The following is a 24103-nucleotide window of genomic DNA, read 5'->3' as shown; positions in this document are numbered from 1 at the left end:
CATGGGAAAACTGTTGCGCCACGTCTGGTTCGTCTTGCTGATGGCGTGCGCGGGATGCGCGCACCCGGGCGGCGAGATCGGGCCGCGGGCCGGAGCCATTCCCGCCGCGTCGTACCCGGCGCGGCACGGCCCGCTCGACGCGCGCGAAATGCAGATGGCGCGTCAGGCGTGGGTGTATTTCGAGAACAACTACCAGCCGGCGACCGGGTTCGTGAACGCGGGCGACAATTATCCGTCGACGACGATGTGGGACACCGCGTCGTACCTCGGCGCGCTCGTCGCCGCGCGCAATCTCGACCTGATCGACAAGCGCGCGTTCGACGACCGGCTCGGCGCCTTCCTCAGGACGCTGAATTCGCTCGACCTGTTTCGCGGCGAACTGCCGAACACCGTGTACAACACGCAGACCGCACAGAAGGTCAACTATGCGAACCAGCCCGGCGAAATCGGCTACTCGGCGGTGGATCTCGGGCGGCTGCTGATCTGGCTCAAGATCATCGAGCAGCGTTACCCGGAGCATGCGAACGCGATCGATCGCGCGATGTTGCGCTGGAATTTCGCTCATGTCGTGGATGCGTGCGGCACGATGTACGGCGCGAAGCTCGGGGCAGACAAGCAGGTTCAGTACGTGCAGGAAGGCCGGCTCGGCTACGAGGAATACGCGGCGAACGGCTTCCGGCTATGGGGCTTCTCGACCTGCCTCGCGTCGCGTCCCGAGCCGTATTCGCTCGTGCCGATCTATTGCGTCGATGTCCCGTACGACACGCGCGATCCTCGCGTGCTCTCCCAGCACAACTACGTGGTCAGCGAGTCGTACGTGCTCTCTGGCCTCGAGCTCGGCTGGGCCGACGCGATCGACCAAACGGCCGCGACGCAGGCGGCGCTGTCCCGCGACACGTGGATCGCGAATTTCGCGCAGCGGATCTATCAGGCGCAGGAGAACCGCTTTGTCGAGACCGGCATCCTGACGGCGCGCAGCGAACATCAGCTCGACGGTGCGCCGTACTTCGTCTACGACACGATCTACTCGGACGGGTACGCGTGGAACACGATCACGGAGAAGGGCGAGTACGTCCCGCAGTTCGCGGCGATCTCGACGAAGGCGGCCGTCGGCATGTGGGCGCTCTGGCAATCCCCGTACACGGACCGGCTCGTCGACGCGGTGTGGGGCCAGTATCAGCCGGCGAAGGGCTACTACGAAGGCGTGCTCGAAAACGGTGCGGGGCCGATCAAGACGTTCACGGCCAATAACAATGGCATCATGCTGGAAGCGTTGATGTTCAAGGCGAAAGGGCGTCTGCTCGGGTTCGACGATCGGGCGCCGCAACCGGGCGGGCGGCAGCCGGGCCTGTGGGAACGCACGCTGACCGATCCGTATGACCTGGAGAACGCCCCCAGGAATCGCCCGCGGGCCGTGGTTCGCGGCCAGGCCGGATGCAGCGGGGCCACGATGCCGTTCGCCGTTTCCGCGTGCTCGCAATCCTGTCAATGCTCAACATGCCAAGACAACGCTCCGTTCGTATTACCTGCGTACTCGCAATGTCACTGACGCTCGCATGCAGCGGTTGCGGCATCGTGGCGAGAACGGTTATCGACGGCTACGAGAAACTGAATGCCGGCGCGCTGACCAATCCCGGACGCATCGGTCCGCTGACGGATACCGAACGGATCTGGGCGCGCACCGCGTGGCGCTATGTGGCGAACAACACCAACGCGTCGACGGGCCTCGTCAATTCCGCGGACGGCTATCCGGCGACGACGATGTGGCAGATCGGCGACTATCTCGCCGCGCTCGTCGCCGCGCGGGAACTCAAGCTGATCGAACGCAACGAATTCGATCGCCGGCTCTCGGACGTGCTGCACTTCCTCGGCCAGATGCCGCTCTTGCCGGGCGGGCTGCCGAACCGCGTCTACAACACGCAAACGGGCGCGATGTCGAATGATGCGAATCAGCCCGGCACGATCGGCACGTCGGCGGTGGATGTCGGACGCGTGCTGGTGTGGCTGCATGCGATCGGCGCCCGCTATCCCGAGTACGGCGAATACGTGGACCGCGCGGTGCTGCGCTGGAATCTGTGTGAACTGGTCGGCGGCGACGGTACGCTGTATGCGACGCGCATCGACGCTCGGCAGACCGTGCGCGTCGCCGAGATCCGGCCCGGCTACGACGCGTATGCGGGCACCGGCTTCCGCCTGTGGGGCGTGAGGGCGTCCGACGCCGACGCTGCGCCGCTCGCGCAAGCCTACGCGAACGGCGTGCGCATCTATTTCGACGCGCGGGATCCGCGCCAGTCCGGCGTGACCAACGCGCTCGTCAGCGCGCCGTGGCTGCTGTCCGGCATCGAATTCGGCTGGCGCGGGACACAGCGCGCCGACGCGAGCGGGCGGCCGGACGGCGCCGCGCAAGCCGACGCGGTCTATCGAGCGCAGGAAGCGCGATGGCGCAAGGACGGGATCCTGACGGCCCGCACCGATCATCAGGTCGATCAGCCGCCGTACTTCGTGTATGACTCGGTGTTCGCGAACGGCTATGCGTGGAACACGGTCGGCGACGACGGCCGCGCCTATCCGCAACTCGCGCTCGTTGCGACGCGCGCGGCGTTCGGCATGTGGGTGCTGTGGGACACCGCGTACACGACTCGTCTGATGCGAGGCGTCGATGCGCTGTACGACGCGGATCGCGGCTGGTTCGAAGGCCGTTACGAGGCGACCGGCGCACACGACCGCACGCTCGCGCTGTCGACCAACGCGACCGTGCTGGAAGCGTTGCTTTACAAGTCGAGCGGCCGGCTCGTGCCCGCCGTGCGGGCCGACGGCTATTTCTCCGCCCGCATGAAGGACGTATTCGCTCACCCGGCAACGTGCCTGCCGATCGCCGCCAGCGTCGAGCCCGGCCCGCAATGAGTGCGTGACGGACAGATGCGCGTCGGGCAATATGGAGCAATGCCGCCATCCGGTCCAGCGAGCTGCATTTCAAGCTGGATACGAGCATCGGAATCGGGCGCGACGCATCCGGGAGAATGCCGTGACGAACTACGAAGAAATATTTCTGGAGAGCTATCACCGCCTGACGGGCAACGACAATGGCGAGCGCTTTTTCGACCGCTTTTACGAGATTTTCCTGAACTCGTCGGAACAGATACGCGAGAAATTCGCGAATACGGAAATGACGCGCCAGAAGGCGTTGATGCGCAAATCCTTCTTCCATCTGCTGAACCTGTATCACACGAAGGTGACGTCGGACTATCTCGAACGGATCGCAAGCGAACACGGTCCGTCAAGGCTGGCGATCCCCGAGCAGATGTTCAATGCGTGGCGAGCGGCGATCCTGGCGACGGTGCGCGAGCTGGACGAGCGCCATTACGATACCCGGGTCGAGATCGCGTGGGCGATGACGATCGCGCCCGGCCTCGAATTCATGCGCCAGATGTCGGCGCACATCGCGTCCGACGCGCCGTCACCGGAGCCACCGGCGCCCGGGGCCGTACCGGGCCATCAGCCATAAGGCTGCGATCGCGCCGAGATGTATCGCCGTTCCCGCGATCCAGCTCGGCGGCCGCAGCCCGAACGGCAGTACCTGGCTCGCGATCAGCACGAGCACGACGTGCACGACGAAGCAGTACAGTGCAGCTCGGCCGATCGGCACCAGCAGCCATCCGGCGACGGGCCGGACACGCCGCCACTGGCTGCGCAGCACCGCGTGGAGCACGACCAGCAGACACAGATCGTCGATCAGGCGCAGCGGTCCCAGCGCGTTCTTCTGCGCGTAGCCGAGATAGAGCGAATCGATCGCGCCGTGCGGCAGCGCCTGCCACTTGGCCCACACCGGGGTGAACGGATCGAGGTGTCCTTGCGCGAGGACGAACATGACGATGGTGCCGGTCGTGCAGACGGCGTACAGCAGGAAGCGTCTGAAGCGGGACGCGAACAGCAGATACGCCTCGTTGGAGAACCAGCCGACGAACATCCCGGCGACGAACGGAAATTGCCACGCGGCGACCGGAAACGCATTCTCGAACTGCATGTCCGACACGTGGAACGGCACGAACAGATGCCACACGTACAGCGCACAGCTTGCCGATAGCGCCAGCAACGCGGACGGCAATCGGCGGAACGCGAGCAGCAGCAGCGGTACGAAGAAAATCAGCAGCACGACATAGAGGCCGAGCACCTGCGCCTGATGCGGGCCGCCGCGCAACAGCAGCACGGTGTTGAACCAGTCCTCCAGCCGGGAGCCCTCGACCGGATAAAGCGGATAGACGGTCGCGGTTGCCTCGTCGACGAAATGCGTGAGCGACGCGGTTTTCACGAAGCCGACGGGCTGAAGCACGATCGGGATCAGGATCAGCGCGACGTTGACGAGATACAGCTTCACGCCTCTCGCCACCGATTTCCATGCGGTCGTCGTCCAGCCGAGATGCGCGAGCCGGGAGCGGCCGACCTTGCCGAGCACGAGCCCGGACAGGATGACAAACCATTCGGCCGCCGTCACGAAACCGAGTCGCTCCGTCGCGAGCAGGCTGAACGCGGAAAAATACTCGATATGGACGACCGTCATGAACACGACGGCCACGCCGCGCAGAAAATCGATCGACTCGTCGCGTTCAGTCTGCGCGTAGGCGAGGGCGGTCGTGCGCGTGTACAGCGCGTTCAATGCGTTCAACGAGTTCATCAGGACGCTCCCAGCACGTCGGTGCGTACCGCATCCACCAGATCCTTGAACAGCGCGATCGTTTCGCGGGCCGCCGCCAGCGCCGTTTCCTGCTGGCCGTTCTTCGCCGCGCGCTCAAGCTGCACCGTCGCGTCGGACAGCGGCGCGCTCGCGAACGTGCCGGCGTCGCCCTTGAGCTTGTGCGCGACGCGAGCGAGCCTTTCCAGATCCGGGCCGGCGAGCGCACCGTCGATCTCCGCGTGCTTCTGTCGCGCCTCATCGACCAGCAGATGCGCCAGTTCGCGGAACAACTGCTCGTCGCCGCCGATACGGGACAGCGCCTGACCGCGGTCGAACAGCGGTGTGCGTTCGGCGATCGGCGCGGGCGCCGGCTCGCGTCCCGGCGTCGCGGGTACGGACGCGCTCGCTTCGGCCGCCACGCGGCCGGCGGCGCGCTCGGCTGCCGCCGGCCGCGCCGCGACCCGCTCGATCTCCCGTACCAGCACGCCGGTTTCGATCGGCTTCGACACATAGCCATCCATGCCCGCTGCATAACACTTCTCGCGATCGCCTTGCATCGCGTGCGCGGTCATCGCGATCACCGGCACATGCGCTTTCGCGGCGCGGCGCTCGCGCTCGCGCAGTTCGCGTGTCGCTTCGAGGCCGTCCATCACCGGCATCTGGATGTCCATCAGCACGACGTCGAACGGCTGCGCGTCGATCCAGTCGAGCGCCTCGGCACCGTTCGACGCGAGACGCACGTCGTGATCGAGCTTTTCGAGCAAGCGCAGTGCGAGCCGCTGATTGATCGGATTGTCTTCGACCAGCAGCACCGTGTATCGGCGCGACGGCGACTGCGCGGCATCGTCGTCGCGTCGATCCGGCGCGATCTCCGGCGCGTGCGGTGCGAAGAACGATTCGCCCAGCAGCTTCACGAGCAGATTGAAGATCTCCGATTGATCGACCGGCTTCGTCATGAAGCCGGCGATGCCGGCCTGCCGGAGCGTCGAGGCATCCAGCCGGCTCGACAGCGAACTGATCACGACCACCATCGTGCCGCACAATGCCGGATCCGCCGCGATTTCCAGCGCGAGCGAGTAATCGTCGCAATCGGGAAGCTGCCCGTCGACGAGTGCGACCCTATACGGCTCGCGCCGTTTCGCCTGCGCGTACAACGTCTCCATCGCGCTTTGCGTGTCGCTCACGCAGGTCGGCTGCGCGCCGAAATTGCCCAGCATGTCGTGCATCAGCCGCAAATTGGTGTGATTGTCGTCGACGACGAGAATCCGTACGCCGTTCAGCGCGCGCGGCAGCGCGGGATGCGGCAGGTCCGGGTAACGGCCCAGCGCGAGCGGCAGCGTGAAGCTGAACACGCTGCCGGCGCCGAGCGCGCTGCGGACGTCCAGCCGTCCACCCAGCATCGCGACCAGGCGCGTCGAGATCGCGAGACCGAGACCGGTTCCGCCGTAGCGGCGCGTGGTCGAGCTGTCGGCCTGAGAGAACGCATCGAAGATCCGTTCGAGATGCTCTGGCGCGATGCCGACGCCGGTGTCGGCGACCGCGAAGCGCAATGACGCGCTGGACGAATCGAGCGTAACGACGTGAATCGACAGCGTGACTTCGCCGGCCGCCGTGAACTTCAGCGCGTTGCCGACGAGATTCGTGAGCACCTGGCGCAAGCGCCCGGCATCGCCGACGAGCGAATCCGGAACGTCGTGCCCGATGTCGCTCAGAATCTCGACCGTCGTCTTGCCGGTCTTGAACGTCGTCGCACGCAGCATTTCCGTGATCATCGTGCGCAGGCTGAAATCCACCGGATCGAGCAGCAATTTGCCGGCTTCGATCTTCGAGAAATCGAGGATGTCGTTGATGATCGTCAGCAGCGATTGCGCAGACGACAGCACCATGGTCAGATATTCGCGTTGCTCCTCGTTCAGCGGCGTATCGAGGCACAGCCGCGTCATCCCGATGATGCCGTTCATCGGCGTGCGGATTTCGTGGCTCATGTTCGCGAGAAACGCCGATTTCGCCGCGCTCGCCGCATCGGCCTGTTCCTTCGCGCGGCGCAGATCGTGCTCGAGTGCGGTTTGCACCGAGATGTCGCGGTTGGTGCCGGCCACGCGCACAGTCGAGCCATGCGCGTCGCGCTCCGCGAGCGCGTTCGTCTGGATGTGGCGGATCTCGCCGTCGGGCCGGACGATCCGGAACGAGCCGAGGCTCGCGGCGCGGTTGCGCGAAATCGCGTCGAGCGCGCCGAACGTCGCGTCGCGATCGTCCGGATGCAGCAGTCGCTGCCATGCCTGATACGACAGCGTGTCGCCGTCCAGCGCGGCCGGATTGCCGTAGATTTCCGCCATCCGCGCGTTCCATCGAACCGTGCCGCTCGCGACCTCCCACGTCCAGATGCCGAGCTCCGCCGCCTCGGCCGCGAGCAGCACCTGATCGCGGGCCGCCGCGACCTCGCGTTCGGCGGCCTTGCGTTTCGCGATGTCGATCGCGATGCCGAGATAGCCGGCCACGTCGCCGACGTCGTCTCGCATCGCGGTGACAGCGAGCGACACGGGCACGTACGACCCGTCCTTGCGCACGTAGGTCCATTCGCGCGACTCCGCGCCGTCGCGCTCGGGCTTGAGCGTGAAGACGCGAAAGCCGTGCACGCTCTCGCCGCACTCCGCGCTCAGCTCGGCTTCGCGCGCCGCGATCTCGTCGGCGTCGTGCAGCGCCAGCAGCGTCGCCCGGCCGACGACCTCGCTCGCGGCGTAGCCGAGCAGGCGCTCGGCGCCGGGATTGAACAGCTCGATCGTGCCGTTGCAGTCGGTCGCGATGACCGAGACTTCGGACGCGGAGCGCAGCACGTTCTCGAACAGCATGTTGAGATCGCGCAATTGCGCGGTGCGTTGCGCGACCTGATCCTCCAGGCTCGTATTAAGCTCGACGATCCGGGCTTCCGTCGCCTTTTGCGACGAGATGTCGCGCATCGTGTTCGACGCACCGGCCACACGTGCGCCCGCGGCGAAGATCGGCGACACGGTCACCGACACGTCGATCCGCGCGCCGTCCTTGCCGTGCCGCGTGGTGGCGAGCGCCGGCACGCGCTGGCCGTTGCCGATCGACGCGAGTATGTCGCGCTGTTCGTCGAGCAGCGTGTCTGGAACGATCAGGTCCGCGAGCGGCCGGCCGAGCGCTTCGTCGGCCGTGTAACCGAACAGCGTCGCGGCACCCCCGTTCCAGCTCGTGACGACGCCGTCCAGCGTCTGGCCGACGATCGCGTCGGCGGACCCTTCGACGATTGCGGCCAGTTTCGCGCGAGCGGCGTCGGCTTGCCGGCGACGCCGCACGCCGATCGCAGCCGCGTGCGCGATGGCGGCCATCAGCGCGCTGATGACCGTCCCCATCAGCATCACCGTCTCCGGCGACGTTTGATGCAGATTCGCAATGAACTCCGGCGAAGCGGCATAGGTGAAGCGCCACGTGCGCCCGTAGACGGCACGCTCGATTTGCAGCGGGAAATGCCGCGTCGGGTCGCGCGAGTCGGCGTGCAGCGTGTAAAAGGGCAATATGCGGCCGGGCACCGTGACATCGTCGAGTTGCAGGTGCAATCCCTTCTGCGCGATGTCGAGCCCGTCGAGCACGCGCTTGACCGTCAGCCGCGCATATGTCCAGCCGTACGCGGCGGCTTCGCGTTCCGCGACGGTCGGCGGCAGCGACGCCGTGTGGTAGACGGGCAGCATGAACAGCAAGGCCTGACGCGTATCGCCCGCCCGCTGCGCGAACTCGATCGGCGCGCTCAGCGTCGCGTTGCCGGTTTGCATCGCGGATTTCGCCGCCTGCCGGCGATCCTCGTCGGACGCGATGTCGCGCCCGATCGCGACGCGATTGTCCTCTTCCGGCTCGACGTACATGACGACGTCGAGATCGCCGTCGTGATGCGCAAATTGATGAATCTCGAATTCGGGGCCGATGTCGGCTTTCGCGCGTGCGACAAATGCCTGCTCGCTGCCTTTCGGCACGCGGCGGATGAACCCGAAGCCGATCGCGCCGGGAAATTCGGTATGAATGTCGCGAGTCAGGCTGTAGCGGCGGAATGTCTCGCGGCTGATACCGTTTTCGCCGGCCATGACGATCGCGCCGCGCGTGCCGCGAAGCCCGTATTCGTAATGGCGGACGCGCTCGACGATCTCGTCGGTCGCATCGTTCGCGGCCTCCGTCAATGCGGTTTGCGCTTCGCGCGCGTTGGCGCGGTGGAGCGCGTAGCTTGCGGTGGCGCTGCTGATCACGCCGATCGCGAGGATCAGCGCGGCCCAGCCGGTCACGCGAGGCAGGTCAGGCGTACGGTCCAATTTGCAACCCCTTTTCGATCGCCGGAGCGGATAGGGAGAGCACTTGCACTGCGTTGTCCGGTTTGGGGGCGATCCGCCGGGAATGCCCGCTGGCCGATATATCAAATGGCATTGCGCGACGCGCAGGGAATCGAGTTCGTATCGTAATGGACAATGCAGAACATTTGAATAAGGGTGGGGCAGATCCCGATCAGGAATTTTTGATTTCGGCTGGCTAACCCTATAAAGTAAGTTCGCAATGAAGCGACCCCGATATACGCACGTCGCGCATCGCATCCGGCGTCGTCGGAAACGGGCTGATCGATCGTGAACGCAGGCCGGCGCGCTCGTGCCGCCGGCCCAACTGGAGCGCACCAGATGTCCGATACGTGGTGGCGGGGCGGCGTGATCTACCAGATTTATCCACGCAGCTTCGCGGACGGCAACGGCGATGGCGTCGGCGATCTGCCCGGATTGATCGGCAAGCTCGACTACATCCATGCGCTCGGCGTCGACGCGATCTGGATTTCCCCGTTCTTCAAGTCGCCGATGAAGGACTTCGGCTACGACGTGTCGGACTATCGGGATGTCGATCCGCAGTTCGGCACGCTCGACGATTTCGACCGGTTGATCGCGAAGGCGCACGCGCTCGGCCTGAAGGTCATCGTCGATCAGGTGCTGAGTCACTCGTCGGATCAGCATGCATGGTTCGCCGAAAGCCGCGCCGACCGCGACAACCCGCGTGCGGACTGGTACGTGTGGGCGGACCCGCGCGCCGACGGCACGCCGCCGACGAACTGGCTGTCGGTGTTCGGCGGCCCGGCGTGGCAGTGGGACACGCGGCGGCGCCAGTTCTATCTGCACAACTTTCTCGCGAGCCAGCCGGATCTGAACTTCCATCATCCGGACGTGCAGCGGCAAATGATCGACGAAGTGCGTTTCTGGCTCGAGCGCGGCGTGGACGGCTTGCGTTTCGATGCGTGCAATTTTCATTTCCACGACAAGCGCCTGCGCAACAATCCGCCCGTGGTGGCAGCGCCGCCGTCGCCCACGACGGTCGACAATCCGTATGCGATGCAGCGGCATCGCTACGACAAGACCCGACCGGAGAACCTCACGTTCCTGAAACGGCTCAGGCGTCATCTCGACGATTACCGTGCGGTCGGTCTCGGCGAAGTCGGCGACGACGACGCGCTCGCCACGATGGCGCGGTACACGGCGGATGGCGACAAATTGCACATGACCTACAGCTTCGATCTGCTGACGCCCGAATTCTCGGCGGCGCACGTGCGCGGCACCGTCGAACGCATGGAGGCCAGGCTGGCCGAGCACGGCGGGAAAGGGTGGGTGTGCTGGTCGGCGAGCAATCACGACGTGCCGCGCGTCGTGTCCCGCTGGGGCGACGGCCGTGACGCCGGGCCGGGCTTCGCGAAGCTCGTCCTCGCGCTGATCGCGACGCTGCGCGGCACGCCGTGCATCTATCAAGGAGAGGAGCTCGCCCTTACCGAAGCCCGGATTCCGTACGAACAGCTGCGCGATCCGGTCGGCATCGCGTTCTGGCCAGGAAACAAAGGGCGCGACGGTTGCCGCACGCCGTTGCCGTGGCGCTCGGCCGAGCCGCATTGCGGCTTTTCGTCGTCCGATACGTGGCTGCCGATTCCTGACGAGCACGCGTCGAAGGCGGTCGACTTGCAGCATGCGGATCCGGCGTCGCCGCTGAATTTCTTCCGGCGCTTCCTCGCATGGCGCCGCCTTCAGCAACCGCTTCGCGACGGCAGTATCCGCTTCCTCGATGCGCCCGAGCCGATCCTCGCGTTCGAGCGTGCAGCCGGTGCCGACCGGCGGCTGCTCGTCTTCAATCTCGGTGGTACCGCGCAGCGCTGGCCGCTGCCGGACGGCCTGAGCGCACGGCCTTGCGACGGACATGGGCTGGCCGGCGCGTCGCTCGCGGGCAGGAGCCTGACGCTGGCGCCCCACACCGCCTGGATCGGTCATGTCACGCATGCGCAAGATGCACGCTGATCGTCCGGCGCGCGACGACGACGTGCGCGACGAGACGTCCGCTGGCCGTTCCGAGTGTCCGCCGGCGTCGTCGAGCCCGACGATGCTTGGCGAACTCGACGCGTGGCTGCTGGCCGAGGGCACGCATCTTCGCCCTTATGAAAAGCTTGGCGCGCATCCGGTAGCGCAGGACGGGATCGACGGCGTCAGGTTTGCGGTCTGGGCGCCGAACGCACGCCGGGTCTCCGTGGTCGGCGACTTCAACGGCTGGGACGGCCATCGCCACATGATGCAGCGATATCACCACTGCGGCGTGTGGGAGATATTCGTGCCGCATGTCGCGAAAGGGGCTCTCTACAAGTTCGAGATCCAGGCGCGCAATGGCGATCGGCTGCTCAAGGCCGACCCTTACGCGTTTCGTGCGGAACTGCGTCCCGGCTCCGCGTCGATCGTGCACGGCCTGCCGCCGGTTTGCCGGCCGGATCCGGTGCGCGCGCATGCGAATGCGCCGGGCGCGCCGATGAGCATCTACGAAGTGCATCCGGGCTCGTGGCGGCGCCAGCCGTCGGATGGCGGCGGCTGGCTCACGTATCGGGAACTCGCCGCGACGCTGATTCCGTACGTGAAGGAACTCGGCTTCACGCATGTCGAATTGTTGCCCATGAGCGAGCATCCGTTCGACGGGTCGTGGGGCTACCAGCCGACTGCGCTCTACGCGCCGACCGCCCGCTTCGGCACGCCGGACGATTTTCGCTATCTGGTCGAGGCGGCGCACGCGCACGGTATCGGCGTGCTGCTGGATTGGGTGCCCGGGCATTTCCCGGACGACCCGCATGGGCTCGCACGGTTCGACGGCACCAGCCTGTACGAGTACGCGGACCGGCGCGAGGGCTTCCATCGGGACTGGAACACGCTGATCTACGACTACGGCCGGCCCGAGGTGGCCAACTACCTGGCCGGCAACGCGCTGTACTGGATCGAGCGGTTCGGTGTCGACGGGCTGCGCTTCGATGCGGTCGCATCGATGCTGTACCGCGACTACAGCCGTCCGGCGCACGAATGGATTCCGAATCGCCACGGCGGCCGGGAAAACCTCGAGGCGATCGCGTTCCTGCGGCGCACGAACCGGACGATCCGTGCGGAGCGTCGCGAAGCGGTGACGATCGCCGAGGAATCGACGAGCTTCCCCGGTGTGACGCGCGCCGTCGACGAAGGCGGGCTCGGCTTCCATTACAAATGGAACCTCGGCTGGATGCACGACACACTGCGCTATCTGAGCGAGGATCCGCTGTTTCGCCGGCACCACCACGACAAAATGACGTTCGGCATGCTGTACGCATTCGACGAACGCTTCGTGCTCGCGCTGTCGCACGACGAAGTCGTGCACGGCAAGGGCTCGTTGCTGTCGCGGATGCCCGGCGACGAATGGCAGCGCTTCGCGAACCTGCGCGCGTATTACGGTTTCATGTGGGGGTATCCCGGCGCGAAGCTGCTGTTCATGGGCAACGAATTCGCGCAGGTGCGCGAATGGAACGCCGATGCGAGCCTCGACTGGGAACGGCTGACGCACCCGCTGCATCGAGGCGTGCAACGGCTCGTGCGCGACCTCAACGACGCGATGCGGCGGCATCCGGCGCTGTATCAGGCCGATTTCGAGCCGCGCGGCTTCACGTGGATCGCGGTCGACGATCGCGACCGTTCGGTGTTTGCGTTCGTGCGCACCGCCGACGACGGCCGTTTCGTGCTGGTGGTGTCCAACTTCACGCCGGTGCCGCGCGATGGCTTTCGGATCGGGGTGCCACGTGCGGGCCGGTATCGCGAGATCGTCAATACCGACGACACCGCGTACGGCGGCAGCGGTGTCGCGAACGGCACGCTGCACACCGACCCGATCGCGTCGCACGGGCGGTCCGTGTCGTTGGCGCTCGCCGTGCCGCCGCTCGCGACGGTCATGCTGGTGCTCGACTCTTGACAGAGAGGAATACTCATGCGCGTGCTACACGTTTGCGCCGAAGTCTATCCGTTGCTCAAGACCGGTGGTCTCGCCGACGTCACCGCGGCACTGCCGGGCGCGCTGAGCGCGTTGGGATGCGACGCGCGTCTGCTGCTGCCGGGATTCCCGGCGATCCGCGACGGCGTCGCCGACAGCCGCATCGTCGCGAAGCCGGGGCCGCGCTTCGGTGCCGACGCGCTCGCGCTGCATCGCGGCGTGTTGCCGGGCACCGGTGTCGTCGTGTACTTCGTCGATGCGCCGACGCTGTATGACCGGCCCGGCGGCCCGTACAGCGATGCGCACGAGCATCCGTATCTCGACAATCATCGCCGCTTCGCATTGCTGGGATGGCTCGCTGCACGCATCGCGAGCGGGCTGGATCCGGGCTGGCGTCCGGACATCGTGCACGGCCACGACTGGCACGCGGGGCTCGCGCCCGCGTATCTGCGCTCGGGCGAAGCTCAGACAGGCACGCTCGCCGCGCGCAGCGTGTTCACGATTCACAATCTCGCGTATCAAGGCGTGTTCCCCGCACACCTGTTCGACGAAACGGAATTGCCGCGCGCATTTTTCAACATCGACGGCGCCGAGTTCTTCGGCCAGTTTTCGTTTCTCAAGGCCGGGCTGTACTACGCCGACAAGATCACGACCGTCAGCCCGACTTACGCGCGCGAGATTCAGGGCGCCGAACAGGGCTGCGGGCTGGACGGCCTGCTGCAGCACCGCGCCGCCGATCTGCACGGGATTCTGAACGGCGTCGACGAGACGATCTGGTCTCCCGCGTCGGATCCGCATCTGGCCGCGCGTTACGACGTGGACGCGCTGACCGGAAAGGCCGCGTGCAAGGCGGCGTTGCAGCGGCTCGCCGGGCTGAGCGTGCGTCCGGCGGCGCCGCTGTTCGGCGTGGTCAGCCGGCTCACCGAGCAAAAGGGGTTGCAGCTCGTGCTGCAGGCGCTTCCGGAAATCGTCCGCAGAGGCGGCCAGTTCGTGCTGCTCGGCAGCGGCGACCCGGACCTCGAACGCGCGTTCGAAGCCGCGGCGGCGGCACAGCCGGATGCGGTCGCGGTCGTGATCGGCTACGACGAAGCGATGTCGCACCGCGTGATCGCCGGCAGCGACGTGATCATGGTGCCGTCGCGCTTCGAACCCTGCGGGCTGACGCAGTTGTTCGGCCTGCGCTATGGCACGCTGCCGCTCGTTCGACGGGTGGGCGGGCTGTCCGACACCGTCGTCGATTGTTCGCTCGAAAACCTCGCGGACGGCTCGGCGACGGGGTTCGTGTTCGATGCGTTCGACGGCGTGGCGCTCGACGCGGCGCTGCGCCGCGCGTTTGCGCTGTATGAACGCGACGAGGATTGGGCGCGCGTCCAGCAAGGCGCGATGCGCGCGCGCTTCGGCTGGAACGATTCGGCGATGAAGCTGATGTCCGTGTACCGGCAGCTCGTCCCCGCCGATCGGCAGGTCCGCGCCAGGCAGGCAGCCTGAGAGACCGCGCGAGAGGCTGGCGCGGCGCGCACGATGCACGGCCGCGCCCAGTCAACCGCTGTTACCCCCGACCGGCGGCTCGTTTCCGGAACGCTGCTTCGACGGACAACAGACCGAGCCGTACGAACAGAACACGCAGCAATCGCCCGGCCTTGGCCGCAGCAAGGCCTTGCAGCCCTGGCACTCGTAAAAGAACTGGCATGCATCGACTGGCATGGTTTCCTGCCGGCTGAACCCGCAGTGCGGGCAGGTCAATACCGATTCGAACTGGAGCTCGGTCATTTTGATCTCCCGCGGTTACACATGAACGTCCGCGCCGACGCTTTGCCGCGCGACAGCTTCACGCGGCGTCGCCGATCTCGCCGATCTCGCGGTTCGCGTGTCGCGCAGCGTGATGCGCTGCCGGGGCGGACGCATCGGACTCGCCACCCGCCATCGTCTTTGCGGCTTCCTCATGCAGGAACGCAACCAGCGGATCGAGCAGCCGATGCCGCCGCGACGGATTGCGGCGCAACACGAAGCGCCAGGACGCGGGGCGCGACAGTCCCGGAATCAGCGGAACGAGCCGCCCGCTGCGCAACTCGGGCTCGATCAGCGGCGTGCGGCCGAGGGCGATCCCCGCGCCGCCGACCGCGGCGCCGATCACCTGGCTGAAGCTGCTGTAGCGGATGATCTTGGTTTCGAAATCGTCCGGCAGCCCGAACTCGGAAGCCCAGTTGCGCCAGTCGATTTCCGGGCTGTTCTCGTGCATCTCCTGCAGCAGACGGCTGCGGCACACGGCGCCGTAAGCGACCGGATGCAGTTCGGGGCTGCATACCGGGAACACGGTTTCCTGCAGCAGCACGTCGTCGTCGGGTTTCAGCTTGCGCGCCGGCACATGGACGATCGCCAGGTCGATGCCGTCGCGCGCGAAATCGGGTTCGTCGTCGAGCACGACGGCGTTCAACGGCGTGGTCGGATGCAGCGCCGAGAATTCGGCGAGGCGGCGGGCGAGCCACATCGACGAAAACGGCGCGTTCGCCGATACCGTGAGCCGCTGCGCGTTGCCGGTGCCGCGGATTTCCGCGCAGGCGTCCCCGAGCAGCGACAGCGCGTCGCTGACGGCCGGCAGCAGACGAGCGCCGGCCGGCGTGACGCGAATGCCGCCGAGCCCGGTGCTGCGTTCGAGCAGGCGCGCGCCGAGCGCTTCCTCGAGTGCGCGAATCTGGTGACTGACCGCGCTCGTCGACACGTTCAGCTCGGCCGCCGCGCGCGCGAATCCGCCGAGCCGGACAGCGGCTTCGAAAGCGCGCAATGCGCTCAGGGGAGGGAGATGTGACATGCGGGGTATTGTAGGAGACTCAACACCCATTGAAAAATCATCTTTTGCCGCTCGACAACGGCGCGCGTAGCCTCTGATCCGCTATCGACACTATTTGGAACAAGCGAATCGGAGGGCATTCATGTATTTCGACAGGCGGCTATGGGCGATGATGACGGGGCAGCGCGGGCGGCTTTGCGGCGCGGTCGCGCTCGGGTTGCTCGCGATGGGCGTCGGCATCCTGCGTTTCGTGTTCCTCGGCCGGGTGCTGGTGCTCGTATTCGACGGCGCGCCGGCGCGACAGATCGCGGCGGCAGCCGCGGCGACCGCCGTGTGCGTGGTGCTGCGCGCATGGCTCGATCACCGCCGCACCGTGCTCGCGCAGCGCACGGCGGGACGCGTGCAGGCCGAGCTGCGCGCCCGGCTGTTCGACCGGATCGCGGCGCTCGGCCCTGCGTGGTTCAGCGGTGAACGCACGGGCGGCGTGATGCTCGCCGTCGTCGACGGCGTCGAGCAACTGCAGACCTTCTTCGGCGTCTACCTGCCGCAGCTCGTGATCGCCGCATGTGCGCCCGTGATGATCTTCGCGGTGCTCGCGTGGTGGGACGTGCCGACCGCCGCCGTGCTGCTCGGCGCGGCGCTCGTGACGCTCGCGCTGCCGCAGCTGATTCACCGGTCCGATCGGCGCGCGGCGCTCGCGCGCTCGGCCGCATTCAAGGCGTTCGGCGAGGAATTCCTCGACGCGGTGCAGGGGCTGCCGACGCTGAAGGCGTTCGGGCAGAGCGCGGCCTTCGGCGAGAAGCTCGCACTCCGTGCCCGCGCGCTGTCCGACAGCACGTTCTGGGTGCTTGCGCTCGGGCTGCTGACGCGGCTCTTCACGGACCTCGGCACCGGGCTCGGCGCGGCCGCCGCGATCGCGGTCGGCGCGTGGCGGGTGCGTCATGGCGACATGAGTCTCGAGGCGCTGCTGATCATCCTGATGGCGGGCACCGAGATCTTCCGGCCGCTGCGCGATCTGCGCGCGGTGCTGCACCAGGGGATGATGGGCCAGTCCGCGGCGAGCGCGATCCATGCGCTGCTCGATGCGCGCAGCGACGCCCCCGCCGGCGCCGCGCCGCGTGTGAGCGGGCTGCGTCCGCACATCGCGTTCGAAGGCGTGCGCTTCGCGTATCCGGGACGCGGCGCGGACGCCCACGCGGCGCTGGGCTTCGCGATTCGCGAGGGCGAGACGGTCGCGGTGGTCGGGCCGAGCGGCGCGGGCAAGTCGACGATCGTCCGCTTGCTGCTGCGGCAGCACGACGTGCAGGCCGGCACGATCCGCATCGGCGGCCGCGACGTCCGCACGCTGGATCCCGACCAGGTGCGCGGGATGATCGCGGTCGTCGCGCAGGATGCGACGCTGTTCGACGGCAGCATCGCCGACAACCTGCGGCTCGGCCGGCCCGGCGCGAGCGACGCGGACATGATCGCCGCCGCGCGCGCGGCCAACGCGCACGACTTCATCGTCGCGCTGCCCGACGGCTATGCGACGCACATCGGCGAGCGCGGGCTGATATTGTCGGGCGGCCAGCGCCAGCGCATCGCGATCGCCCGCGCGCTGCTGCGCGACGCGCCGATTCTCGTGCTCGACGAGGCGCTGTCGTCGGTCGACGCGGAAAACGAGGCGCTGATCCAGCAGGCGCTCGACCGGCTGACACGCGGCCGTACGACGCTGATCCTCGCGCACCGGCTGTCGAGCGTGATCGGCGCCGATCGCATCCTCGTGCTCGACCAGGGGCGTGTGGTCGACGACGGAACGCACGTCGAGCTGATTGCGCGCGACGGGTCGTATCGCCGCCTGATGGGGCCGCAGCTCGACGCGGCCGCCGAGTCCGCGGCCGTCGCGCCGGCCGCCGGTACAGCGGTGCGGGCGCCGTCCGGTCCGCAAGTCCGGCCGTTGAGCGACGATGCCGCCGCGATCGGCTGGGCGGAAACGCTGCAGACGCTGCTGCGCTTCGTGCGTCCGTGGAAGGGCAAGATCACGCTGACCGTGCTGTTCGGGATCGGCAGGGTGCTCGGCTTCATCGGCGTCGGCGTGCTCAGCGCGCTCGTGGTCGGCGCGGTGGCGGCCGGTCGCCCGTTCGCCGGATGGCTGGCGGCGCTGCTGTGCGCGGCGCCGCTCGCCGCGGTGCTGCACTGGCTCGAATCGTGGCTCGCGCATGATGTCGCGTACCGGCTGCTCGCGGAGATGCGCATCGCGCTGTTCGACACGCTCGAACGCCTCGCGCCTGCGGGCCTGCAGCGCAGGCGCTCCGGCGATCTGGTCGCGCTCGCGACGCAGGACGTGGAAACCGTCGAGTACTTCTACGCGCATACGCTCGCGCCCGCGTTCGTCGCGCTGCTCGTGCCGGCCGGCGTGCTCGCGCTGCTCGGATGGGTTGCGTGGCCGCTTGCGCTCGTGCTGCTGCCGTTCCTGATGTGGGCGGGGCTCGCGCCCGTCGTCGCGCGACGCGGGATCGACCAGCTCGGCATCGATGCGCGCGATGCGCTCGGCCGGCTCGGCGCGCATCTGACCGAAACCATCCAGGGGCTCGCGGAGCTGACCGCGCTGCAGGCGCTCACGCGCCGGCGTGCCGCGTTTCTTGAAGACGTCGAAGCGTGCCGCCAACAGCGCGCGCAACTGCTCGGCGACCTGTCGAGGCAGGGCGCCGCGCTCGAGATCGCGAGCGGGCTGGGCGGTCTCGCGGTCGCCGCGCTCGGTGCGCTGCTGTGCGCGCGCGGCGGGTTCGCGCACGAATCGCTGCCGCTGCTGGTGCTCGTTGCGGTGGCGGCGTTCATGCCGGTCGCGGAGATCGGCCAGGTCGCGCGCGAACTCGCCGACACGATCGGCTCGACGCGGCGGCTGCGCGCGGTGGAAAAGGAACCGGTGCCGGTCGAGGATGGCGCGTGCGCGGTGCCCGCGAATTCCGCGGTGCGCTTCGAGCACGCGAGCTTCACCTATCCGGGCCGTGGCGCGCCCGCGATCGACCGCGTGAGTTTCGACGTCCGGCCCGGCAGCACGATCGCGCTGGTGGGCGCATCGGGGGCCGGCAAGTCGACCGTCGCGAGCCTGCTGCTGCGCTTTTGGGATCCGCAGCACGGACGCATCACGCTGGGCGGCGTCGACCTGCGGCGCCTGCGGCTCGACGATCTGCGGCAGCACATCGCGCTGGTTGCGCAGGATACCTACCTGTTCAACGATACGCTGGAAGCGAATATCCGCCTTGCTGCCGGCGATGCGTCCGACGCGGACGTCCAGCGTGCGATCGAACGGGCGGCGCTCGCCGAATTCGTCGCGCGGCTGCCGGACGGGCTCGCGACACGCGTCGGCGAGCGCGGCGTGCAGTTGTCGGGCGGGCAGCGCCAGCGGATCGCGATCGCGCGCGCGTTCCTGAAGGACGCGCCGATCCTGATTCTCGACGAGGCGACGTCCCATCTCGACACGATCAGCGAGCAGCAGATCCGCGATGCACTGGACGATCTGATGGTCCGGCGCACGTCGATCGTCATTGCACACCGGCTGTCGACGATCCGGAGCGCGGACGCGATCCTCGTGTTCGAGCACGGCCGGGTGATCGAGGCCGGCACGCATGCCGAACTGCTCGCGCGGCAGGGCGCGTATGCGCGACTCGTCGCGCACCAGTCGGGCGTGCTGGCCTGACTGCGCTCGGTCAGGTGGCCCCGACGCGATTGGCGGGCTTTATTTCCGGTTCTTCAGGAATGTCCGGCCTGCCGTTGTAATTGAAATACCTGGGCGGCGGGTCATCGGGTAGTCGATGAATCCCGCGCTGATGAGCTCCCGCGTGACCGACCACCCGAGCGCGGGCGTCTCTCGCCCATAGCGGATCTCGGCCAGGCGTTCCAGTGCCCAGATTGCGGATGCCGAAATGGTTCGGGCGTCCGACGTATCGTTGTCGCTCATTGCTTCTCCTAAAGTTGATCGTGACCGGTGGGCACCGGATGTGGCGAGATCAGGGCGCAACGCACGCGCCCAGGTGCGTCCAGTCATAGCTGGCGCCGACCTCGATGCGTACGGCGGCTTCGACGAGATCGGCGCGGTGCGGTCCGGCGTGTTGCTCGGCGCGCGCCATCAGTGCCTCGAGCGACGGTAGCGGGGCATCGCTCTTCCAGGCGAACGCAATGATATTTTCCGCACTGTTTTCGGCCGGGGCCAGTGTGACCGACGGACCGAACGCATCGCGAAGCCTGGTGAGGCAGTCGCCAAGACGCGGGTCGTCTCTCAACAGGTTGGCAGCCAGCACGCCATCGTCATTCAACCGCGCGTGGCAGGCTTCGTAGAACGCCGCGCTGACGAGTTCGGCGGGAACGCCGCCCGCATTGAAGCCGTCCAGCAGCAGCGCATCGAAGGTTTCCGAGGTCGTCGACATGTACTGCGCAGCGTCCGCGCAGATAACCGCCAGACGCTCGTCGTCGGGCGGTATGCAGAAGCGGTCACGCAGCGCGATCACGTCCGGACTGATTTCGATTGCGGTGATGCGTGCGTCCGGCAGGTGCCGATGGCAATACTTCGTCAGCGAGCCGCCGCCGAGCCCGATCATCGCGATGCGCGTGGGAGCGGGCTGCAGCAGCAGGAATCCCATCATCGTGCGCGTGTACCCCAGTGCAAGCGCATCGGGGGCTGCGCGCAGCATCGTGCTTTGCATGCCGCGGCCGTCAAAGCACAGCGTGACGAGGTGCTCGGATTCCACGATAACCGGGATGTTCGCGACAGCGTTTGACGGAAAGGCGTGGGTACTCAGAAAGGGCAGGTCGTCGGGCGCCATGCGGGTCAGCCTTCCTGCAGCAACGGCAACAGCGCCTGAAGCGCCGCCTCTTCATCGGGGCCGGCGGCCAGCACTTGAGCCGACGTGCCGCCGCGCACCTGCAACGACGCAACTGCCATGCCATCCTTCGCACTGCCGCGGCGCCCGTTTGCGATCAGCAGGATGTCGCTTTCGAAGCGGCGTGCCACGTCGACGAGCGCTTCCTGGGCAGCGCACGCGCGATTCCGGTTCCAGCCGGAACCGATTTGAAGGTACACAACGGTTGCCACGTTTTTTGCGAAAGCCTTTAGATAGGTCATTGGGCGCTGTGCGCAGCGTCGGTCTGGCAGCTCGTCAGAAACGCCCGAAACTCGGTCTCCCACGTGACGCGCTGCAAATCGACGTCGATGCCGGCGAGTCGCTTCATTTCGCCGCTCAGGAACACCGCGTGCAGCGATCGAGGCGGCACGCGCTGCTTGAAACAACGGTCGTCGACGTCCAGCAGCAGGCACGGATGGCGCCTGAACCGCGCACTGGCGACCGAGATCGGATCCATCACATGCCGTGCCGACTCCCTTGGATAGACGAAGGCCAGGTGGATCCCTGCCGCCGCGAGCTGTTCTCCCGCGTCATGGAAGCGGTGAACCAGCTGGAAGCCGCGTTCGCCGCCGCGCCCGACACCCACGACGACGAGCCCTCGGCTTCCCGCGGTATCCCGCAACGTCACGGCGCGCCGATCGGGCAACAGCAGTACATCATCCATCTCGAACATGTCGACATCCTCAGCGAAACCGCCTGCAAGTCCGCTGAAAGGCGGCTAAGGCGAGATTATAATCGACCGGTAAGGTTATGTGAATTGCATTATAATGCCGTGTGCGCTGTTACGTGCCCGCCGACCCGTCGGCGCACGTCGACACGGCGCGCCGACTCTGGCGACGCAGCTTGCTCGCCTGTTTTTTTTCACTGACTGATCGAAACCGCCCTGATGGAAACCGCAATGAACGCCGTCCCCTCATGCCCGCAATGCGGGATGGAAAATACGTACCCGGACGGCACGCTGTACGTGTGCCCGGACTGCGGTCACGAATGGTCCGCGAGCGCGAGCGCCGATGCGGGCGACGATGCTGCAGGCAACGTCGTCAAGGATGCGAACGGCAATGTGTTGTCGGATGGGGATTCGGTGGTGCTGATCAAGGACTTGCGCGTCAAGGGCTCGTCGATCACGTTGAAGATGGGCACCAAGGTGAAGAGCATCCGGATCGTCGGCGGCGATCACGAAATCGATTGCAAGACGGACGCCGGCGCCTTCATGCTCAAGGCCTGCTTCCTGAAGAAGGTCTGACCGGCCGTTCGCGGTTGGCGGCACGGCTCCCCCGCGCGGTACGTCGCGGATGATTCAATCGACTGTTTGATTGCCCGGGCATACCGAGAATGGATGAGGATCGAACATCCTACGACGCGTTCGTCAAGTTCCTGGCGACGCCGATACGTGATGGGCAGCCCGTCGTGCTGGAGACGCAGCACGCCGTGTCGCTGCACTTCGACCACCTCGCCACCCAGAGCTTCATGTCCATCAGGAATCCGGAAAAGCTCGCGCTCGGCTATACGCGCGTGATGATGGGATTCCTGCTGCTGCAGCCCGCTCCCGCGCATATCTGCATGATCGGGCTCGGCGGGGGATCGCTGGCGAAGTACTGCTATCGGCATCTACCGGAGGTCGCGATCGACGCGGTCGAGATCAGCCCCGAGGTGATCGCGCTGCGTGACGTGTTCAGGATTCCGGCGGACGACGCACGGTTCAATGTGATTTGTGCCGATGGTGCGGACTACGTGACGGACGAGGGCGTCCGCACGGATGTGATCCTGCTTGACGCGTTTGTCGCGGATGGCATGGCGGGCCGGTGCGCGGACGTCGCATTCTTCGCCGCATGTCGCGAGCGTTTGTCCGGCACGGGTGTCCTCGTGATCAACTTCACCGACGATGATCCGGCGCTGCCGATGCACGTCGAGCGATTGCAGTCGGTGTTCGGCTCGTCCTGTGCGATCGTTCGGTGCGGCGACGACAGCAACTTTGTCGCGTTCGCCTGGAAGAGTGGCGGCCGCTTGCCATCCACGCAAACCCTGCTCGAGCGCGCGCTGTCATTTGCCTTTGCTGGCGAACTCAAGCTGTCCGACACCGCTCGATACCTGACGGAAGGGGAATGCTTCGATCCGAAGCGGCTGAAGTGGCACGCGCAAGGGCACGCGCACTGGAAAATCTGTGCTTGATCGTTACGTGAGCGTTGCGTGAGCGGCGCCCGGGCTCGACCGGCGCTTTACTTTACCCGCTTGCCGAGCGGGCTCTTGGTCTTGTAAGTCACGCCGTGATGCTCGAGATACTCGCGGATCAGTTGCCGTACGACTTGTGACGGCGTCAGATCTTGCGCGGAGCAAAGCATTTCAAATGCTTCTTTCTTGGCAGGGTCGATCAGGACGGTCAGGCGTGCGGTTTTCGTTTCCATTTCCATTGCGATGGGCGAGTCGGCAAATATGCTAATCGAATTATAATGCATTTGCCTTCAACGGCGTGGCGGGAAGATGTCGCCTGGCCAATTGTCGTACCGCCCGGCCGCAACTCGCGGCGGCGGCTCGAGCGGGATCGGCGGCCGTCAGCACGTCCGCCAATGCTCGAGCGGCGAGCATTCACCGGGCTTCCCGGTCAGAAATCGTCCTGCCTTGCGCCAGCTCGACGCCCGCGGTCGAGCCGATAGAAATAGGTCAGCACATCATCGACCACGGGCACGATTGCGAGCGTGACGAGTACGCCGGCGAGCGGCACGGTCGATACGTAGCCGACGTGCTTGAAGCCGATTGCGCCGGTCAGGCCGCCGACGAAGAACGACGCGAGCATCGCGCCATGGATCCTCAGCTTTGCGCGGTTCGCGACGACCGCGTGTGCATCCGCGACGACGGTCGCCCTGTTCCAGTAAAAGAGCTTGCCCAACTCGATCCCGAAGTCGGTCACGATGCCGGTCATGTGCGTCGTACGGATCTCCGCGCCCGACAGCTTCGTGATCATCGCATTCTGCAGCCCCATGATGAAGCACAGCAGGATGACGGTCACCGGGACAAAAAACGCCTCCCATAGCGCGAGGTGGCTGCCGAGCAGGCCGAACAGCAGAAGCAGCGCCGCTTCGACCAGCAACGGCAGCACGTACTGGCTTTGCAGGCTGCGCCGCCGCCCCCAGTTGACGAGCACCGCCGAGCACGCCGCTCCGACGAGAAACGACACCAGCGAACCGATGCCCGCAAGCGCGAGCCGGACGTCCCCGAGCGCCGCCTGATCGGCGATTGCCGACACGATGCCGCTCATGTGCGACGTGTATTGCCTGACCGCAAGGAACCCGCCCGCATTGGTTGCGCCCGCGACGAACGCGAGCGAAAACCCGAGCTGACGGTTCGCGGTCGCGGTGCGGTGTTTTCCCGTCAGGCTTCGAAAGTACTGCGCAGGCATAGGATCTTCACTCAATCGCTCGGAACGGCGGCAACGACATCACGGATGAGGCCTTCGGGCGGCGCAAGCGGGCGGGCTGT

General features: G+C 66.6%; 19 protein-coding genes. 9 read left to right on the top strand and 10 right to left on the bottom strand.

The window, feature by feature from the left end:
* The first annotated feature begins 1 nt into the window (after position 1).
* From DID96_RS12085 to DID96_RS12075, 3 genes are all read left to right on the top strand, one after another.
* Positions 2–1549, top strand: a complete 1548-nt coding sequence (locus tag DID96_RS12085; protein ID WP_124599548.1) for a DUF3131 domain-containing protein — start codon at positions 2–4, stop codon at positions 1547–1549.
* A 26-nt stretch (positions 1550–1575) separates the two neighbouring features.
* Positions 1576–2904 carry a DUF3131 domain-containing protein gene (locus DID96_RS12080; RefSeq protein ID WP_185732230.1) on the top strand — a complete coding sequence of 443 codons (1329 nt, stop codon included), beginning with the start codon at positions 1576–1578 and terminating at the stop codon, positions 2902–2904.
* A gap of 121 nt (positions 2905–3025) precedes the next feature.
* Positions 3026–3505: a globin gene (locus DID96_RS12075; RefSeq protein ID WP_124599546.1), complete on the top strand. Its 480-nt coding sequence runs from the start codon at positions 3026–3028 to the stop codon at positions 3503–3505.
* On the opposite strand, the gene opgC is transcribed toward DID96_RS12075, so the two are convergent.
* Both opgC and DID96_RS12065 read right to left on the bottom strand, forming a co-directional pair.
* Positions 3458–4672 carry an OpgC domain-containing protein gene (gene opgC, locus DID96_RS12070; protein ID WP_124599545.1) on the bottom strand — a complete coding sequence of 405 codons (1215 nt, stop codon included), beginning with the start codon at positions 4670–4672 and terminating at the stop codon, positions 3458–3460. The genes DID96_RS12075 and opgC overlap by 48 nt on opposite strands.
* Entirely contained in the window at positions 4672–8991 is a 4320-nt protein-coding gene (locus DID96_RS12065) for a PAS domain S-box protein (protein ID WP_185732229.1), read from the bottom strand. The genes opgC and DID96_RS12065 overlap by 1 nt, the downstream gene beginning before the upstream one ends.
* 357 nt (positions 8992–9348) lie before the next feature.
* On the opposite strand from DID96_RS12065, the gene DID96_RS12060 reads away from it, so the two are divergent.
* From DID96_RS12060 to glgA, 3 genes are read left to right on the top strand one after another with little or no spacing between them, the layout of a single operon-like run.
* On the top strand, positions 9349–10992 hold the full coding sequence (locus tag DID96_RS12060) for an alpha-glucosidase (protein ID WP_124599543.1): 1644 nt from the start codon (positions 9349–9351) through the stop codon (positions 10990–10992).
* Entirely contained in the window at positions 10964–12943 is a 1980-nt protein-coding gene (glgB, locus tag DID96_RS12055) for a 1,4-alpha-glucan branching protein GlgB (protein WP_124599542.1), read from the top strand. The genes DID96_RS12060 and glgB overlap by 29 nt, the downstream gene beginning before the upstream one ends.
* Before the next feature lie 9 nt (positions 12944–12952).
* Positions 12953–14449 carry a glycogen synthase GlgA gene (gene glgA / locus DID96_RS12050; protein ID WP_221624579.1) on the top strand — a complete coding sequence of 499 codons (1497 nt, stop codon included), beginning with the start codon at positions 12953–12955 and terminating at the stop codon, positions 14447–14449.
* A 51-nt stretch (positions 14450–14500) separates the two neighbouring features.
* Here the strand turns inward: glgA and DID96_RS12045 are convergent, their stop codons facing one another.
* On the bottom strand, positions 14501–14731 hold the full coding sequence (locus DID96_RS12045; RefSeq protein WP_124599540.1) for a GDCCVxC domain-containing (seleno)protein: 231 nt from the start codon (positions 14729–14731) through the stop codon (positions 14501–14503).
* Positions 14732–14789: 58 nt separating this feature from the next.
* Positions 14790–15770: a LysR family transcriptional regulator gene (locus tag DID96_RS12040; RefSeq protein WP_124599539.1), complete on the bottom strand. Its 981-nt coding sequence runs from the start codon at positions 15768–15770 to the stop codon at positions 14790–14792.
* A 121-nt stretch (positions 15771–15891) separates the two neighbouring features.
* Here DID96_RS12040 and DID96_RS12035 point away from each other — a divergent pair, with 121 nt between their 5' ends.
* On the top strand, positions 15892–19428 hold the full coding sequence (locus DID96_RS12035; RefSeq protein ID WP_124599538.1) for an ABC transporter ATP-binding protein: 3537 nt from the start codon (positions 15892–15894) through the stop codon (positions 19426–19428).
* 39 nt (positions 19429–19467) lie between these two features.
* Here DID96_RS12035 and DID96_RS12030 read toward each other — a convergent pair whose 3' ends face one another.
* From DID96_RS12030 to DID96_RS12015, 4 genes are read right to left on the bottom strand one after another with little or no spacing between them, the layout of a single operon-like run.
* Positions 19468–19689 (bottom strand): hypothetical protein, encoded by a 222-nt coding sequence (locus DID96_RS12030; protein ID WP_124599537.1) that lies wholly within the window; start codon positions 19687–19689, stop codon positions 19468–19470.
* Positions 19690–19738: 49 nt separating this feature from the next.
* Positions 19739–20551 carry a fused MFS/spermidine synthase gene (locus DID96_RS12025; RefSeq protein ID WP_124599536.1) on the bottom strand — a complete coding sequence of 271 codons (813 nt, stop codon included), beginning with the start codon at positions 20549–20551 and terminating at the stop codon, positions 19739–19741.
* A gap of 5 nt (positions 20552–20556) precedes the next feature.
* Positions 20557–20820, bottom strand: coding sequence for an HPr family phosphocarrier protein (locus tag DID96_RS12020; RefSeq protein ID WP_124599535.1), 264 nt, complete (start codon positions 20818–20820; stop codon positions 20557–20559).
* 26 nt (positions 20821–20846) lie between these two features.
* Complete coding sequence (locus DID96_RS12015; RefSeq protein ID WP_124599534.1) at positions 20847–21302, bottom strand: hypothetical protein; 456 nt, start codon at positions 21300–21302, stop codon at positions 20847–20849.
* Positions 21303–21527: 225 nt separating this feature from the next.
* Here DID96_RS12015 and DID96_RS12010 point away from each other — a divergent pair, with 225 nt between their 5' ends.
* Complete coding sequence (locus tag DID96_RS12010) at positions 21528–21872, top strand: zinc ribbon domain-containing protein YjdM (protein ID WP_124599533.1); 345 nt, start codon at positions 21528–21530, stop codon at positions 21870–21872.
* 89 nt (positions 21873–21961) lie between these two features.
* A complete protein-coding gene (locus tag DID96_RS12005; protein ID WP_124599532.1) occupies positions 21962–22798 on the top strand; it encodes a spermidine synthase in 837 nt (278 codons plus the stop codon).
* Positions 22799–22845: 47 nt separating this feature from the next.
* Here the strand turns inward: DID96_RS12005 and DID96_RS12000 are convergent, their stop codons facing one another.
* Both DID96_RS12000 and DID96_RS11995 read right to left on the bottom strand, forming a co-directional pair.
* A complete protein-coding gene (locus DID96_RS12000; protein ID WP_010097212.1) occupies positions 22846–23031 on the bottom strand; it encodes a CopG family transcriptional regulator in 186 nt (61 codons plus the stop codon).
* Between the two features lie 197 nt (positions 23032–23228).
* The gene (locus DID96_RS11995; RefSeq protein ID WP_124599531.1) at positions 23229–24023 is read right to left on the bottom strand and encodes a YoaK family protein; all 795 of its coding nucleotides are present in this window, start codon (positions 24021–24023) and stop codon (positions 23229–23231) included.
* Positions 24024–24103 lie beyond the last annotated feature (80 nt).

It is taken from the genome of Burkholderia sp. Bp8963 (assembly GCF_003854275.1).
Taxonomy (GTDB): Bacteria; Pseudomonadota; Gammaproteobacteria; order Burkholderiales; family Burkholderiaceae; genus Burkholderia.
The sequence above is the reverse complement of the archived record's forward strand: the minus strand, read 5'-3'. Positions and strand labels throughout refer to the sequence as shown.

Coding starts and splice junctions, on each gene's coding strand:
- DID96_RS12085 (WP_124599548.1), top strand. CDS start 2: ATGGGAAAACTGTTGCGCCACGTCTGGTTCGTCTTGCTGATGGCGTGC.
- opgC (WP_124599545.1), bottom strand. CDS start 4,672: ATGAACTCGTTGAACGCATTGAACGCGCTGTACACGCGCACGACCGCC.
- DID96_RS12060 (WP_124599543.1), top strand. CDS start 9,349: ATGTCCGATACGTGGTGGCGGGGCGGCGTGATCTACCAGATTTATCCA.
- glgB (WP_124599542.1), top strand. CDS start 10,964: ATGTCACGCATGCGCAAGATGCACGCTGATCGTCCGGCGCGCGACGAC.
- DID96_RS12045 (WP_124599540.1), bottom strand. CDS start 14,731: ATGACCGAGCTCCAGTTCGAATCGGTATTGACCTGCCCGCACTGCGGG.
- DID96_RS12040 (WP_124599539.1), bottom strand. CDS start 15,770: ATGTCACATCTCCCTCCCCTGAGCGCATTGCGCGCTTTCGAAGCCGCT.
- DID96_RS12035 (WP_124599538.1), top strand. CDS start 15,892: ATGTATTTCGACAGGCGGCTATGGGCGATGATGACGGGGCAGCGCGGG.
- DID96_RS12030 (WP_124599537.1), bottom strand. CDS start 19,689: ATGAGCGACAACGATACGTCGGACGCCCGAACCATTTCGGCATCCGCA.
- DID96_RS12025 (WP_124599536.1), bottom strand. CDS start 20,551: ATGGCGCCCGACGACCTGCCCTTTCTGAGTACCCACGCCTTTCCGTCA.
- DID96_RS12015 (WP_124599534.1), bottom strand. CDS start 21,302: ATGTTCGAGATGGATGATGTACTGCTGTTGCCCGATCGGCGCGCCGTG.
- DID96_RS12010 (WP_124599533.1), top strand. CDS start 21,528: ATGAACGCCGTCCCCTCATGCCCGCAATGCGGGATGGAAAATACGTAC.
- DID96_RS12005 (WP_124599532.1), top strand. CDS start 21,962: ATGGATGAGGATCGAACATCCTACGACGCGTTCGTCAAGTTCCTGGCG.
- DID96_RS12000 (WP_010097212.1), bottom strand. CDS start 23,031: ATGGAAACGAAAACCGCACGCCTGACCGTCCTGATCGACCCTGCCAAG.
- DID96_RS11995 (WP_124599531.1), bottom strand. CDS start 24,023: ATGCCTGCGCAGTACTTTCGAAGCCTGACGGGAAAACACCGCACCGCG.